We start from the raw sequence: 13,301 nt of genomic DNA, 5'->3' as shown, positions 1-13,301 counted from the left end.
CCCGCCTCACGCCTTCCCGCTTTGCGCTCTCCCGCTCCGCTCTGACCCGCCCTGCGGCGTCGCGTCCGCACCCCTCACCGGCCCGCACCGCACCTGAGCCGTGTCGCACGCCGCCACATCCGCGTCCATCCGGCTCTGCTGCCAGCCACTCAGGAAGTCGGCGTGACCCGTGACCGGCGGCCCCTGCGTCGCAGGTCCGGTCGAGAGGGTGATCCCCGCGCCGCTCGCGGTGGGGTAGGTGACGTGAAGCACGATCTGCGGGATGTGCACGGGATGCGATGCCGGACACCCCGTCGTCGTGGCGTACACCGCGCCAGAACGATCGCGGCCGTCCATCGTGTGGCCGTCCCAGCAGTTCGGGAAAGTGATGACGAGCCGGAGCTGCGAGCCCGACGGGCAATCGTGCGGGAGCGATGCCCTTCCCGGTCGCGGGTCGGTCGCGGTCGCCGTGCAGGTCCAGCCGACGACCGAGGTGCTTTGCGGCGCCGTGGCCGTCTCGTCGCCCGCGATCAGGCTGACGCCCTCCGGCATGGTCCGCGTCGACGACGCGATTCCGGGCGGGGTACGCCAGTAAAGCAGAGTGCGCTGCGGGACCAGGGCGTGGCGGGAGGGCACCTTCTCGCTGTGCTCGTTCTTCTACGTCTGCGCGCTGACGGACGCCGGCCGGCTGGACGAGGCGCAGTACGCGTTCGAGAAGATGCTCACCTACGGCAACCACGTCGGCCTGTTCGCCGAGGAGATCGACCCCGCCGGCCTCCAGCTCGGGAACTTCCCCCAGGCGTTCACCCACCTCGCGCTGATCCGGGCGGCGATCGCCCTCGACGCCGCGCTCACCGCCCAGAGCTCCCGAGAACGGCGCACCACCGACCGGAAGCCCGCACGATGATCCCGCTCACCATCGGCACCACCGTCGAGGCCCCGGAGCGTCCCGCCGTCATCGACGGGTCGCGCTTCAACCGGCACACGTTCTGGTGCGGGCAGAGCGGATCCGGCAAGACCTACGCCCTCGGCGTCGTGCTGGAGCAGCTGCTGCTGGAGACCGAGTTGCCGATGGCGGTCCTCGACCCGAACGCCGACTTCGTGCGGGTGTCGCGGACCCGGGAGGACGCGTCGCCGGACGAGCGCGAGCGGTTCGCGGACTTCGACATCCGGGTCTTCCACTCCAGCACCCGCACCGAGCCGCAGTTGCACGCCCGCTACGTCGACCTCAGCGTGCGGTCGCAGGCGGCGGTCGGGAGGCTGGACCCGATCGCCGACGAGGAGGAGTACAACGCCCTCCTGCACTTGGACAAGTCGCAGGCGCAGCGCTTCGACAAGGAGCGCTTCCTGGGGGCGCTGGCCTCCTCGGACGACCCGGCGCAGCGCCGGCTGGGGATGCGGATCGACAACCTGGAGATCCTGGACTGGCCGCTCTGGTCGTTCGGGCGTTCCTCGGTCGTGGACACGATCGACGAGCGCCCGCGTGTCACCGTGCTGGATGTGGGCGGCTTCGCCCACCAGGCCGAGCCGCAGGCGGCGGCGCTCTGCGTCCTGGAGCACCTCTGGGAGAAGCGGATGGAGCGCGACCCGCTGCTGATCGTGCTGGACGAGGCGCACAACTTCTGCCCGCCCGTGCCGCGGAACAGCGTGGAGGCGCAGCTCACGGAGCAGCTGATCCAGATCGCCGCGGAGGGCCGCAAATTCGGGCTGTGGTTGTTCCTGTCCACGCAGCGGCCCACCAAGATCCACCCGAACGTGCTCTCGCAGTGCGACAACCTCGGCCTGATGCGGATGAACTCGCCGCGCGACATCGACGAGATCGGCGACGTGTTCGGGTTCGTGCCGCAGCACCTGCTGGAGCAGTCGCCGACCTTCCGCAAGGGCGAGGCGCTCTTCGCGGGCGCGTTCTCGGACAAGCCGCAACTCGTGCGGGTCGGCCGGCGCATCACGGTCGAGGGCGGCAGCGACCTGTCCGTGGAGCCGAGCGCGGTGGGAGCCGGCTAGCCGGCGTCGGACAGTCAGGAGGCAGCATGAGCCAGGAGCAGACCCGCAGGGACGCCGCTGAGGCGCGCGGGATCGTCAACGATGTCGTCCACGGCAGGCTCATGCATGTGCCGGCGACGATCGCGCAGTCCATCGAGGACTTCCACGACGCGTCGCAGGAGTGGCGCAGGCTGTTCGCCGAGCTGCTGGGCACCTTCTTCCTGGTGCTGGTGGCGGCGGGCGGCGGGATGATGGGCCAGGCGTTCCCGAACACGATCTCCCGCACCGCCGCGGTGACCGCGCCGGCCCTGATGGTGTTCGCGATCATCCTGTTCATGGGCAAGGTCTCCGGCGCGCACCTCAACCCGGCGGTCAGCGTGGCGTTCGCGCTGCGCGGGGACTTCCCGTGGTCCCGGGTGCCCGGCTACATCGTCGTGCAGCTCGGCGGGGCGTCGCTGGCGGCGTGGTTCCTGGAGGGCGTGACGCACATCTCCGCGCGCTACGGCTCGAACTACCCGGCAACCGGGTTCTCGTCCTGGGACGCGCTGCTGATGGAGACCGTGCTCACGTTCGGCCTGGTGAGCGTCATCCTGGGCACGGCCTCCGGAGCCCAGAACCTCGGCATCATCGGCGCGTTCGGCGTCGGCGCCTACATCGCGCTGGCTGGACTCTGGGGGAGCCCGATCTCCGGCGCCTCGATGAACCCGGCCCGCACCTTCGGGCCCGACCTGGTGAGCGGGCACTGGGACGCCTACTGGGTCTACATCGTCGGACCGGTCGCGGGGGCGGTGGTCGCGGTCGGCGCGGCGTTCCTGCTCCGCGGTCGCGGCGGTGGCCTGGCGGGCTCGGCGGCGGCGCAGGGCGGCCTGCAGACTCAGGCGCGCTTCCCCGAACAGGAGTGACGTCGCCGTCGCCGTCGGACCATGATGGCCTCATGGACTCGATGGACCTCAACTCGTCCGCGGCGCAGCCCGATGACAGCGGCATCCGGGTGCAGCGCGCGCTCTGGCGGCACTGGGGCACACCGGCGGGGATCTACGGCACCATCGTCTACGCGAGCGTGGTGGCGGCGAGCTCCGGGGGCACGTCCAGCCGCTCCGACGCGCTGCACGTCCTGGTGTTCAGCCTGGTGAGCATCGTGGTGTTCTGGCTCGCCCACGTCTACTCCACGGCCCTCGGCTTCCACGCCGACGACGAGAGCGCGCGAGCCCGCATCGTCGACTCCCTCCGCCACGCCCTCTTCGAGTCGAGCGGAATGCTGGAGGCCGCGGTGGTGCCCAGTGTCCCGCTGCTGCTGGCGGCCCTCGGGATCCTGCCGCCCGCGACGGGGGTGCTGGTGTCGCTGTGGCTGACGGTGCTGCTGCTGGCGCTGCTCGGGTACCTCGTGTTCCTGATCCGGGGGCGGCCGGTATGGGTGTGCGTGACGGGGGCGGTGGTGACGGGGTTGTTCGGGGTCGTGGTGATCGTGCTGAAGACGACGTTGCAGCACTGACGTAAGTTTTTGCGAGTTGTAATGCGTGCCGTTACGCGTTACAGTGATGGAGGTGATCAAGAGTTTCGCCCACAAAGGCCTGTCCGCGTTCTACTACACAGGCTCGGCGAAAGGGATCGTTCCGCAGCATCGGCGACGGCTGCGGTTGATCCTGGCGACGCTCGATGACGCCGCGGTACCCGAGGATGTCGACCTGCCCGCGTTCGGCTTCCACGCCCTGAAAGGCGACCTCGCCGGGATGTTTTCCCTGCGCGTGAACGGCAACTGGCGAGTGATCTTCGCCTTCGACGACGAGGACGTGATCCTCGTCGACTACCTGGACTACCACTGACGACGAAGGAGGCGATGATGACGATGCACAACAGACCGCACCCCGGCGAGGTGCTCGCGGAGCAGCTCGGAGTCGAAGGGCTCGGGCTGACCGTCGGCGAGGCCGCTCTGAAGCTGGGCATGTCCCGTCCGGCCTTGTCGCGCGTTCTCAACGGGCATGCCGCGATCAGCACCAAGCTCGCGCTCGCGCTCGAGGGCAACGACATCGGATCGGCGGAGCTCTGGCTTCGGATGCAGATGCGCTATGACCTCGAGAACGCGCGAGCGGCAGCGGCAGCAGCCGGCTGAAGCGAATTCAACGCGAGCGGCGAACTCCTTCGCCGACTACTCCTCACACCCCATCGTTCGGCCCGCTCCCGCCGCCCGCGTCCGGCGGCCGTGCACCCGACCGCGCGACAGCCTTCGCCGAGCGCCGTTCCGCCTTCGCCGCGGCGGACTCCTCCTTCATCAGGTCTTTCGTCTCGCGCAGGTCGCCGATCGCGGCGCGCCAGATCCGGGCGCGCGGGTCGGAGTCCACCAGGATCGCCCGGGCGAGCAGCGTCAGCGGGATGGCGAGGATGGCGCCGATGGCGCCGAGCACGACCGCCCAGAGCAGCACCGAGAAGAACGTGAGCGTCTGACTGAGCGCCACGGCGTTGCCGACCACCTTCGGCTGCACCACCGACTGGACGACGGCGTTGACGATCCCGTAGATGACGATGATCGCGATCACCGTGCCCCAGCCGCCGATGAGGTAGCCGAACACCAGTGGCGGCACCAGCGCGAGGAAATAGCCGACGTTCGGGATGAAGCTGCACAGGAAGGACAGGATCGCCCAGAGCAGCGCGGCCGGCACGCCGAGGATCAACAGCGCGATGCCGTTGATGACGCCCTGCACGACGCCGAGCACGGTCGTGACGACCATGTAACGGCGGACGCTGTGCGCGAAGCCGGTCATCGCGTAGACGAGGTTCGGTTTGGTCGGCTCCAGCTGGCGCAGCAGCGTCGGGGTGTAGGCGGCGTCGGCGGGCATCAGGATGAGCATGGTCAGCACGATCACGCCGAAGGTGATGAGGCCCAACGCGCCGCCGAGCAGCCCGCCGAAGAAGTTGACCAGCTTCGTCGGGTCGAATCCTTGCGTCACCGCTTTGACGTCCTGTGTGTTGATGCCGATCGTCGACAGCCAGCTCGCGAACTGCTGGCCGATCTGCTGGAACTGCTCCTTGTACTGCGGCAGCATCGAGACGAACTGGGCCATCGCGATGATCAGGAGGGCCGCGAAACCGGCCAGGAGGGCGAAGGTGGTCAACGCGACGGCGCCGGTCGCGACACCGCTCGGCGTGCCGTGGCGTTCCAGCCAGACCCGGACGGGCTGCGCGCAGATGACCAGGACGAGGGCCAGCAGCGACGGGGCGAGGATGCCGGCGATGGCGTGCAGCCCGAACAGGATGACGGCTCCGCTCGCCAGGCTCAGGAGGATGCGGACGCTGCGGCCGTTGGAGGCCGTTGCCTCCTGCTCGGGGTCGGGTGCGTCGGGTGGGGCGGGCTCGGGTCGGCGGGCGCGTCGGCGGAACGGCCAGATCCCGCTAACGGCGGCCATGATCGGTTCCTGCGATCGGTGTCTGGAGCGCCATGATGGCCTCCCGGTCAGTGTCGGTCAGCCCGGCGGACGGCCGGCTGCGGGCGTGCGACGGCGCCGGAGCCCTGGAGGACTCCGGCGCCGTCGCGGTCGGGTCGGTCACGTCGGTCACCGAGCCCGTTCGATCACGCCGTGGGCGCTGCCGGCGGCGGGGTCGGCGCGGACGGTGCGGCGGGAGCCGCGTGCGCCCCGGCTGCGGCCTGGTGGCCGAGCGCGACGCTCTTGAGGTGCGCGAACTCTTCCGGGGTGATGGTGCCGGCGTCGAGGAGGGCCTTCGCCTTCGCGATCTCGTCGGACGGGCTGGAGGACGCCACCTCGCGGATGTAGGCGTCGGTGCTCTGCTGCACCTGGCGGGCCTCCTTCTGGCTGCGCTCCGCCATCCCCGGCCCGCGGGCGATTAGGTAGACGAGCGCGGTGAGGAACGGCACGAAGATCAGGAAGATGATCCACAGCGCCTTCCACCAGCCGTTGAGCTTGTGGTCCCGGAACAGGTCGCTGATGATCGCGAACAGTGCGAACAGGTAGGCGATGAAGGCGAAGCTCCAGAAGAACAGCCAGATGATGTTCCAGAAGTTGTTCCAGAAATCCATGTCGTTTTACCTTTCCCCCGGGGCTCGGGTCCGAGCCTGGATGTGCGCTGAGAGTAACGCCGCGAGGGTTCGGGCGTCTAGAGGGCGATGGGGTGGGGTTGGGGTGAAAATAGGGAGGAGCGTTATTTACACTTAGCGCTTTAAGCGTAAATAACGATTAGGCTTGCTCTCATGTCCGAAATGGGAACCTGGCCCGCGCTCGACCGGGAGTCCTATGCCTGGCAGTCGCGCTACAGCCGGGACCACCTGACCCGGCGCCAGTGGGCGTCGAGTCGGGGGCCGTACGAGGCCGCGATCGTGCCGCGGATCGGGGACCGCGACATCCCGGTCAGCGCCCTCGTCGCGGCCGAAGCGGTGGAGGCGGCGGCGATGCTCACGCGCTTCGACGCAGAGCTCGGACTCTCCGTCCTGCCGTTCGCGTCGATCCTCCTGCGCAGCGAGTCGGTGTCCTCGTCGCAGATCGAGAACCTGACCAGCGGCGCCCGCGCGATCGCGGAGACCGAGCTCGGCGAGCGCGACACCGGCAACGCCCCGCTGATCGTGCGCAACGTCCACGCCATGCAGGCCGCGCTGGAGCTCTCCGACGCCCTCGACGGCGGAGGCATCATCGCGATGCACGCGGCGCTCCTGGAAAATCACGCGCCCGAGCTGACCGGAGGCTACCGCCGCGAGCAGGTGTGGATCGGGGGCTCGGGCGTGAGCCCCCACGGAGCCACCTTCGTCCCTCCTCACCACGAGCGCGTGCCCGGTTCGATGGCGGACCTGGTCGAGTTCATGGGCCGTTGGGACGTCCCGGCGCTCGTCCACGCGGCGATCGCCCACGCGCAGTTCGAGACCATCCACCCGTTCCCGGACGGCAATGGCCGGACCGGCCGCGCCATCGTGCATGCCATGCTCCGGCGGTCGCGCACGACCGCGACGGTGGTCGTGCCGGTCTCGGCCGGCCTCCTGTTCGAGGTGGAGGACTACTACGACGCGCTCACCGCCTACCGCCTGGGCGAGGTCGACCCGATCGTGCGGGCCTTCTCCGACGCAGCCGGCTTCGCGGTGCGCACGGGGCGTGAGCTCGCCACCGCGATCGCGGAGCTCCGCGCGCGCTGGGAGGACGCGCTGACGGGCCTGCGCTCCGACAGCTCGGGCCGTCGGGTCGCCGCGCTCGCCCTGGAGCAGCCCGTGCTCAACGCGGCGGTCGTGGAGGCCCGGCTCGGGCTCTCGGCGCCGGGGACGTATCGCGCGTTCGAGGCGTTGGTGGACCGTGGCGTCCTCCGCCCCGCGAACTCGCGCAAGCGCAACAGGCTCTGGATCGCGGACGACATGATCCAGGCGCTCGACGCGTTCGCCGACCGTGCGGCTCGTCGCTGCGCGGTGTAGCGGGAGCAGGGGCGCCCGGGAGGGCGTGGCTGCCCCACGTAGGGCTACGCCCCGGCCCACTCCAGCACCCGCAGCGCCCGCAGCGTGTTCCACCGGCTCGGTTCGCCGACCGCTTCCATGTCGAGCAGCGCGCGCCCCGAGTGCTCGTGGTCGAGCAGCCAGCGGCCGTCCGGCTGGCGCCGCGACGCCACGACGGACACGGCCTCCGCCACCCGCTCGTCCGCCGGCACGCCCGCCGCCCGCAGATGGTCGAGGCCGCGCAGGACGTCGTACGACCAGTAGTACGGGAACGAGAAGCGCAGCCAGCTGTCGCGGATGATCGACCCGTCGCTCAGCCGGCGCATCAGCCCCCGCGTCAGCAGATACTCGTGGCCGCGCTCGATCGCCCCGGCCACGTCGGTCGGGCCACCCGCGTCGCGGTAGGCCGTCAGGCCCTCGAGCGCGCAGATCGTGCTGTGGAACGAGCCGGGGTCCTGCCGGGTCTCGGCGTAGCAGTTCCAGCCGCCGTCGTCCTGCTGCTCGTTCAGCAGCCGCTCCACGATAAGCTCGCCGGGATGCCCGAACCGCGCGCCGGCGACGAGCACGCGGCCGTTGATGCACGGCTCCACCTCGCCGTCGAAGAACGGATGGTTCCACCACTCCTCGCCCCAGTCGACGTGCCGGACGACCCGGTCGACCGCGACGCGCGTCCGCTCGCCGTCCGCGGGTCCGCCCAGCAGGGCCAGGAGCAGCATCGCGTCATCCACGCCTACCCGGTCGCGCTGCGTCCAGACGCCCTCGCCCCAGGTGCCGTCCTCCTGCTGGAGGTCCAGCAGGCGGGCGCCCCAGCCCTCGGTCTCCACCGTCGCGCGCTCCGCGGCGACCGCGTCGTCCGGTTCATGGAGAAGGTCGTGGCGCACCTGCCACCGGATCGCAGGGTCGCCGTCGAGAAGCCAGCCGAGGACATCCACGGCGGCCAGGCTACCCGGCGAACGACTGCGTGCCCAGTACCGCCAGCAGGGCCGGGTCCTCCGCCGCCTCCGGCGTCAGTTGCTCTGACAGGCCGCAGGCGCGACCGCCGGCGGCAGGACATTCTGCGAGCAGATCGTCGTGCGGTCCCGCCACTGCCACGCGCCCTCGACCCACTGGAAGACCGCCGTCGTCTGCGACTGGGGATGGTTGACGCCCGCCGCCGCCCAGCCGGCGCTGCACGCCAGGTCGGTGCCGATGGTCCCGGGGAGTCCCGCCGCCGCGAGCGCGCGCTGGAGGGCAGCGGCCGTGCAGTCGGGCGTCCCGCCCGAGCCTCCCGCGCCGGGCGTGCTGGTCGGCGCCGGTGTCGCGGTCGGAGCGGAGGTCGTCCCCGGCGCGGGCGCCCCGGCCACGCTGCCGTACCCGAGCGCACCGAGCGGACCGTCGATGCGGCCGGCGGTCGCCCACGCGACCCCGTCCGCGCTGGAGCTCACGCGCGTCGTGTTGAAGGCGTGGCCCTGGTTGATGAGCTCCGAATCCTCGCTGCCGAGGAGCCAGCGGCCGCCGCCGGCCGCCAGGACATGCGGGAGCTGCTGCTTCAGCGCCGCGGGACTGGACGTGGTCCAGGTTCCGCCCCCGGCGCCCGCGTCGATCAGCGTGTCCTGGAGCGGCGGGTCGAACGAGGCCGGGTCGGCCGGGTACGTGGTGGACGCCGCGATGCGCCAGCCGTCGGCGCCGTGAGCGACGATCCCGTCCGTCTGCTGCGCGAGCGGGGCGCCGCTCGCGGTCCACGTGGTCCCGTCCGCGCTCTGGTACACGTTCACGGGGGAGTTCAGCACGTAGATCGCGTTGGCCGTCGCAACCCAGTGACCGTCGCCGTAGGCGATCGACCAGAAGCCGTCCGATCCGGGGGTGTCGACGGTCGTGGTCTTCGTCCAGCTCGTGCCGTCCGTGCTCGCGTAGACGTCGGCGTGACCGCTCGGCTGTGAGAGCCCGGTCGAGTCGCTGTAGCCGTCGGCGGGGTCGCCGACCGCGAGCCAGCCTCCCGTCCCGAAGCCGACGGCGCGGAGGCGGCCGCTCACCGTGGTGGCGACGGTCCACGTCCTCAGGTCGGGCGAGGTGAGGATCTCCGAGTGGATCGACGCCTGGTCGTCGGACGCGGCGACCGCGACCCAGCGCCCGTCCCCCCACGCGAGTCCCGAGATCAGCTCGTGCGGGACTGTCGTCGCGCGCGCCCACGCGGCGCCGTCCGCGCTCGTCCACAGGACGGATTGGTCGGCGATCCCAGCGCCCACCGATGAGGTCCAGCTCGCGGCCGCCCACACCGCCGCCCCGGCGCCGAGCGGCTGCGCGTAGACCTGGCCGCTCTCGCGGTCGACGAGCTGGAAGCTTCCGCCCGCCGTGCCGCCGTGGACCAGGATCACGCCGCCTGCCGCGTATCCCGGCCACACCGCGCCGGTGGTCGACGCCGACGGCACGGACACCACGCTCGGCTCGGTCAGCGGGTTGCCGCAGTTGCACTTGACCCGGGGGACGCCGGCGCTGTCGACCATCACCGCGGTGCCCGCCTGCAGGATCGCAGGGAAGGAGGTCGCCGCGCCTGCGCGGTAACCGTGGTTCTGCACGAGCGTGTCGCTGTTGAGGATCACGGGGGTGAGGCCGGCGACGTAGTGCTCGATCGTCGCCGGTGCGGTGCCGAGCACGTGCGCCCAGGCGGCGGCCTTGGCCGGGGAGTCTCGCAGGAAGCGGACGAGTCGCTGTGCATCGCAGACGTGGACGTTCCCGCTGCCTCCGTACAGACCCGGGGCGGTGCCCTCTGCGACAGGCGTGCTCGTTCCGCCGGCTTTCGGGAGGGTGGCGCGCAACTGTGCGGACTTCCGGGTGACGGTCGCCGAGGCGGTGGGCGCGGCCTCCGTCTGAGTCGTGTCGGTGAACGGGTTCGGGCCTGGCTTGTCGGCCGGTACGAGCGTCAACGGAGCGGCCGAGGCCGAGCGGCCGATCGCGATGCCGGCGACGACCGCGGCGACGACGACGGCGACGGCGACGACGATTGCGGCGGCGAGCCACCAGCGCCGTCGGCTGCGCGACCTCGGACCGTGTCCGTCTGGGTCGGGCGGGGTCCGGGGGACGGCGTCCCTCGACATGAAGGTGAGAATAGCTCAAATTTGAACGGGTGGGGAGGTTCTCAGGCGAACGACTGGGTGCCGACCACGCTCAGCAGCGCCAGCTTCTCCGCCGCCTCGGTGCGCGGTGCGGCCGTCAGGACAAGCAGGCACTGCGACTGGTCCTCGGTGAAGAGCGCCTGGCAGTCCAGCTCGATCGCGCCGAGCTCCGGGTGGAGGAGGGTCTTGTGGTCCTCGAACCGGCGGGCGACCTCGTGCCGCTCCCACAGCTCCGCGAACTCGGGGCTCCGCTCCAGCAGCGCGCGCACCAGCTCGCCGGCGCGCGACTGCGGGCCGAGCGCGCCGTAAGCGTCGCGGAGCGAAGCCACCTGGGCGCGGCTCTGCCGGTCGCGGTCGGCCTCCGGGTACATCGCCCGGGCCGTCTCCGGGGCGGTGAACCAGCGGTAGAACTCGCTGCGCTCGAGGCCGATGTAGTGCGACCGGTCGCCCAGCAGCGCGACGGCCAGCCGGTTCTGCAGGAGCGTCTCGCCGAGGTTGGACAGCACCAGCGCGGGCGTGTCGTCCAGCCGGTCGAGCACGCGCTGAAGCGCGGGAGGCACATGCGCCCCGCCGAGACGGTCGGGGGTGTTGTGCCCGGCGACGCGGTAGAGGTAGTCGCGCTCGTCGGCAGAGAGCCGGAGGGCGCGCGCGAGGGAGGCGAGCATCTGGTCGCTCGGCTGCGGGCCGCGGCGCTGCTCCAGCCGCGTGTAGTAGTCGTTCGACATCGCGGCGAGCATCGCGACCTCCTCGCGGCGCAGGCCGGGCGCGCGGCGGCGGGGGCCGGAGGGCAGGCCGACGTCCTCCGGGCGCAGCGCCTCGCGGCGGCGGCGGAGGAAGTCGGCGAGCGCGGTGCGGTCCATCACACCATCATCCGACGTCGGGCGGGTCCGAGCCAGGGATCGCGGATCCCCCGATGAGCGCTCCGCTCCCGCCCGCGGAGGAACCCCCGCAGAGTGGAGGGCATGAACATCACAGGGAACACCGTCTTCATCCCCGGCGCCACCAGCGGCATCGGGCTCGCCCTCGCCGTCGCCCTCCACGAGCGCGGCAACAGCGTCATCGTGGGAGGCCGCCGCACCGAGCTTCTGGAGGCCATCGCCGCCGAGCACCCCGGCATCGACACCGTCCGCATCGACACCGCCGACGCCGAAAGCATCCGGGAGGCCGCGGACACCGTGCTCGCCGCCCACCCCGACCTGAACGTGCTGATCACGATGGCCGGCATCATGCGGGCGGAGGACTGGCACCGTCCCGAGGCGTTCCTCGCCTCCGCAGAGTCGATCGTCACCACCAACGTGCTCGGCCCGATCCGGCTGATCGCGGCGTTCGTGGAGCACCTGCAGACCCGCCCGGACGCCACGATCGTGACCGTGTCTTCGGGACTGGCGTTCACGCCGCTGAAGGTGACGCCGAGCTACAACGCCAGCAAGGCGGCCATCCACATGCTCAGCGAGAGCATCCGCCTGCAGCTCGCCGACACCTCCGTGCGCGTCATGGAGCTGGAGCCGCCGGCGGTCCGCACCGCGCTCATGCCGGGACAGGAGGAGAGCGACTTCGCGATGCCGCTGGACGAGTTCGTGGCGGAGGTCATGGAGCTGATCGAAACGCAGCCCGACGCAACCGAGCTCCAGGTGGAGCGCGTGAAGTTCCTCCGCTACGGCGAGGCCCGCGGCGACTACGACCGCGTCGTGGAAGTGCTGAACGGCTCCGACCCGCACGCCCGCGAGTCCGCCGCTTAGGAGGCGTACTCGGGCGTGAGGGCGAGCCAGGCCGCGAGCGCGTCGATCTCGGCGCGCACCGCGTCCCGCACCTCCGGCGCGAACGGCTCGTCCTCGTGGACGGCGGCGACGCGGAGGATGCCGGCCTTCCGGTCGGCGGTGGCGTCGAGCTTGCCGATCAGCCGGTCGCCGTGCAGGATCGGCAGCGCGAAGTAGCCCCAGCGCCGCTTGGCGGCGGGCTTGTACATCTCCAGCAGGTACTCGAACCCGAACACCTCCTGGCTGCGCACCCGGTCGTGCACGAGCCGGTCGAACGGCGACAGCAGCGCGGTCCGTCCGGCGAACGGGAGCCCGACGGCGGCCGGGTCCACCCGCCACTCGAGGGTGCTGCCCTCGACGGTCGCCGGTTCGCCCGCCTCGCCCACGAGGGCGCGACGGGCGATTCCGAGCGCGCGCAGCCTGCGCTCGTCGCGCAGCCGGGCGGCCTCCGCCTCCGGCACGACCTCGATGCCGTCCGGGTAGACGCGCTCGCCGAGGTCCCAGGTGCGCTGGCGGCCGATCCGCCCGGCGACGGCGACCTCCCCGCGGCCCTGCAGCAGTTCGAGCATGCGGGTGACGTTCTGGCCGTGCGTCCAGCCGGTCGACACCCACGGCACGGCGGCGGTGTCCGGGATGTCCTTCGACAGCGTCGGGCCCTGGTCGCGCAGCAGAGCGAGCACGTCGCGGCGGAACGCATCGTTCGCCTCCAGCCAGGCCTGCGCACCCGACAGGCGCTCGGGCCAGCGCGACATCCGGTCGAGGTGGAGGCCGAGGTCGGAGACCGGCCGCACCATCGCGAACGGCGGCGTGACCGGATCGTCCATCGCCTTGACCTCGTAGAGCAGGCGGTCGGTCTCCAAGGCCTCCACCAGCGCCTCCGGCCGGTAGGTCGCACCGAGCCGGGTGTAGGCGATGAGGTCCGCGCTCGGCGCGATGGCGGCGGTGGGGTCGAGCTGGAGGAAGGTCAGGCTCTCCACGAGCGGGACGATCCCGGCCGGCCGCGCGGCGTCCAGGCGCTGCGCCCGCACGGCGATCCGGCGCGCTTCGTCGCGGTCCAGGGTGACGGCCATG

Annotated in this window: 16 protein-coding genes; 8 read left to right on the top strand and 8 right to left on the bottom strand. The window is 71.4% G+C overall.

Annotated features, from left to right (window positions below):
• Positions 1-6: 6 nt before the first annotated feature.
• Complete coding sequence (locus AC1ROW_RS05590) at positions 7-531, bottom strand: DUF1996 domain-containing protein (RefSeq protein WP_493017844.1); 525 nt, start codon at positions 529-531, stop codon at positions 7-9.
• A 49-nt stretch (positions 532-580) separates the two neighbouring features.
• On the opposite strand from AC1ROW_RS05590, the gene AC1ROW_RS05585 reads away from it, so the two are divergent.
• Genes AC1ROW_RS05585 through AC1ROW_RS05560 form a run of 6 tightly spaced genes read left to right on the top strand, consistent with a single transcriptional unit; the run spans position 581 to position 4,072 of the window.
• Positions 581-886 carry a glycoside hydrolase family 15 protein gene (locus AC1ROW_RS05585; RefSeq protein WP_493017843.1) on the top strand — a complete coding sequence of 102 codons (306 nt, stop codon included), beginning with the start codon at positions 581-583 and terminating at the stop codon, positions 884-886.
• Complete coding sequence (locus AC1ROW_RS05580) at positions 883-1,983, top strand: ATP-binding protein (RefSeq protein ID WP_493017842.1); 1,101 nt, start codon at positions 883-885, stop codon at positions 1,981-1,983. The genes AC1ROW_RS05585 and AC1ROW_RS05580 overlap by 4 nt, the downstream gene beginning before the upstream one ends.
• 26 nt (positions 1,984-2,009) lie before the next feature.
• The gene (locus AC1ROW_RS05575) at positions 2,010-2,864 is read left to right on the top strand and encodes an MIP/aquaporin family protein (protein ID WP_493017841.1); all 855 of its coding nucleotides are present in this window, start codon (positions 2,010-2,012) and stop codon (positions 2,862-2,864) included.
• Positions 2,865-2,896: 32 nt separating this feature from the next.
• On the top strand, positions 2,897-3,454 hold the full coding sequence (locus tag AC1ROW_RS05570) for a hypothetical protein (protein ID WP_493017840.1): 558 nt from the start codon (positions 2,897-2,899) through the stop codon (positions 3,452-3,454).
• Between the two features lie 46 nt (positions 3,455-3,500).
• Positions 3,501-3,785 carry a type II toxin-antitoxin system RelE/ParE family toxin gene (locus tag AC1ROW_RS05565; RefSeq protein ID WP_493017839.1) on the top strand — a complete coding sequence of 95 codons (285 nt, stop codon included), beginning with the start codon at positions 3,501-3,503 and terminating at the stop codon, positions 3,783-3,785.
• Between the two features lie 17 nt (positions 3,786-3,802).
• Complete coding sequence (locus AC1ROW_RS05560; protein WP_493017838.1) at positions 3,803-4,072, top strand: HigA family addiction module antitoxin; 270 nt, start codon at positions 3,803-3,805, stop codon at positions 4,070-4,072.
• 43 nt (positions 4,073-4,115) lie between these two features.
• Here the strand turns inward: AC1ROW_RS05560 and AC1ROW_RS05555 are convergent, their stop codons facing one another.
• Genes AC1ROW_RS05555 through AC1ROW_RS05545 form a run of 3 tightly spaced genes read right to left on the bottom strand, consistent with a single transcriptional unit; the run spans position 4,116 to position 5,992 of the window.
• On the bottom strand, positions 4,116-5,363 hold the full coding sequence (locus tag AC1ROW_RS05555; RefSeq protein ID WP_493017837.1) for an AI-2E family transporter: 1,248 nt from the start codon (positions 5,361-5,363) through the stop codon (positions 4,116-4,118).
• Entirely contained in the window at positions 5,350-5,514 is a 165-nt protein-coding gene (locus tag AC1ROW_RS05550; RefSeq protein ID WP_493017836.1) for a hypothetical protein, read from the bottom strand. The genes AC1ROW_RS05555 and AC1ROW_RS05550 overlap by 14 nt, the downstream gene beginning before the upstream one ends.
• Positions 5,515-5,527: 13 nt before the next feature.
• The gene (locus tag AC1ROW_RS05545) at positions 5,528-5,992 is read right to left on the bottom strand and encodes an SHOCT domain-containing protein (protein ID WP_493017835.1); all 465 of its coding nucleotides are present in this window, start codon (positions 5,990-5,992) and stop codon (positions 5,528-5,530) included.
• A 171-nt stretch (positions 5,993-6,163) separates the two neighbouring features.
• Between AC1ROW_RS05545 and AC1ROW_RS05540 the strand changes: the two genes are divergently transcribed.
• Positions 6,164-7,363: a Fic family protein gene (locus AC1ROW_RS05540; RefSeq protein ID WP_493017834.1), complete on the top strand. Its 1,200-nt coding sequence runs from the start codon at positions 6,164-6,166 to the stop codon at positions 7,361-7,363.
• Positions 7,364-7,407: 44 nt separating this feature from the next.
• On the opposite strand, the gene AC1ROW_RS05535 is transcribed toward AC1ROW_RS05540, so the two are convergent.
• The 3 genes from AC1ROW_RS05535 to AC1ROW_RS05525 all read right to left on the bottom strand — a co-directional run bounded on the left by AC1ROW_RS05535 (position 7,408) and on the right by AC1ROW_RS05525 (position 11,333).
• Positions 7,408-8,313 carry a prenyltransferase/squalene oxidase repeat-containing protein gene (locus tag AC1ROW_RS05535; RefSeq protein WP_493017833.1) on the bottom strand — a complete coding sequence of 302 codons (906 nt, stop codon included), beginning with the start codon at positions 8,311-8,313 and terminating at the stop codon, positions 7,408-7,410.
• A 75-nt stretch (positions 8,314-8,388) separates the two neighbouring features.
• Positions 8,389-10,455, bottom strand: coding sequence for a DUF6777 domain-containing protein (locus AC1ROW_RS05530; RefSeq protein ID WP_493017832.1), 2,067 nt, complete (start codon positions 10,453-10,455; stop codon positions 8,389-8,391).
• Between the two features lie 41 nt (positions 10,456-10,496).
• Positions 10,497-11,333: a helix-turn-helix transcriptional regulator gene (locus AC1ROW_RS05525; RefSeq protein ID WP_493017831.1), complete on the bottom strand. Its 837-nt coding sequence runs from the start codon at positions 11,331-11,333 to the stop codon at positions 10,497-10,499.
• Between the two features lie 102 nt (positions 11,334-11,435).
• On the opposite strand from AC1ROW_RS05525, the gene AC1ROW_RS05520 reads away from it, so the two are divergent.
• Positions 11,436-12,212, top strand: coding sequence for an SDR family oxidoreductase (locus tag AC1ROW_RS05520; RefSeq protein ID WP_493017830.1), 777 nt, complete (start codon positions 11,436-11,438; stop codon positions 12,210-12,212).
• On the opposite strand, the gene AC1ROW_RS05515 is transcribed toward AC1ROW_RS05520, so the two are convergent.
• Positions 12,209-13,300, bottom strand: coding sequence for a DNA glycosylase AlkZ-like family protein (locus AC1ROW_RS05515; protein ID WP_493017829.1), 1,092 nt, complete (start codon positions 13,298-13,300; stop codon positions 12,209-12,211). The two genes, AC1ROW_RS05520 and AC1ROW_RS05515, sit on opposite strands and share 4 nt — an antisense overlap.
• Between the last annotated feature and the right edge of the window lies 1 nt (position 13,301).

The organism is Leifsonia sp. GW821-FHT13C09 (genome assembly GCF_058806435.1).
This window is presented reverse-complemented; position numbering and strand designations above follow the sequence as displayed.

Coding starts and splice junctions, on each gene's coding strand:
- AC1ROW_RS05570 (WP_493017840.1), top strand. CDS start 2,897: ATGGACTCGATGGACCTCAACTCGTCCGCGGCGCAGCCCGATGACAGC.
- AC1ROW_RS05520 (WP_493017830.1), top strand. CDS start 11,436: ATGAACATCACAGGGAACACCGTCTTCATCCCCGGCGCCACCAGCGGC.
- AC1ROW_RS05515 (WP_493017829.1), bottom strand. CDS start 13,300: ATGGCCGTCACCCTGGACCGCGACGAAGCGCGCCGGATCGCCGTGCGG.
- AC1ROW_RS05590 (WP_493017844.1), bottom strand. CDS start 531: ATGCCGGAGGGCGTCAGCCTGATCGCGGGCGACGAGACGGCCACGGCG.
- AC1ROW_RS05580 (WP_493017842.1), top strand. CDS start 883: ATGATCCCGCTCACCATCGGCACCACCGTCGAGGCCCCGGAGCGTCCC.
- AC1ROW_RS05540 (WP_493017834.1), top strand. CDS start 6,164: ATGTCCGAAATGGGAACCTGGCCCGCGCTCGACCGGGAGTCCTATGCC.
- AC1ROW_RS05555 (WP_493017837.1), bottom strand. CDS start 5,363: ATGGCCGCCGTTAGCGGGATCTGGCCGTTCCGCCGACGCGCCCGCCGA.
- AC1ROW_RS05565 (WP_493017839.1), top strand. CDS start 3,501: ATGGAGGTGATCAAGAGTTTCGCCCACAAAGGCCTGTCCGCGTTCTAC.
- AC1ROW_RS05545 (WP_493017835.1), bottom strand. CDS start 5,992: ATGGATTTCTGGAACAACTTCTGGAACATCATCTGGCTGTTCTTCTGG.
- AC1ROW_RS05530 (WP_493017832.1), bottom strand. CDS start 10,455: ATGTCGAGGGACGCCGTCCCCCGGACCCCGCCCGACCCAGACGGACAC.
- AC1ROW_RS05525 (WP_493017831.1), bottom strand. CDS start 11,333: ATGGACCGCACCGCGCTCGCCGACTTCCTCCGCCGCCGCCGCGAGGCG.
- AC1ROW_RS05560 (WP_493017838.1), top strand. CDS start 3,803: ATGACGATGCACAACAGACCGCACCCCGGCGAGGTGCTCGCGGAGCAG.
- AC1ROW_RS05575 (WP_493017841.1), top strand. CDS start 2,010: ATGAGCCAGGAGCAGACCCGCAGGGACGCCGCTGAGGCGCGCGGGATC.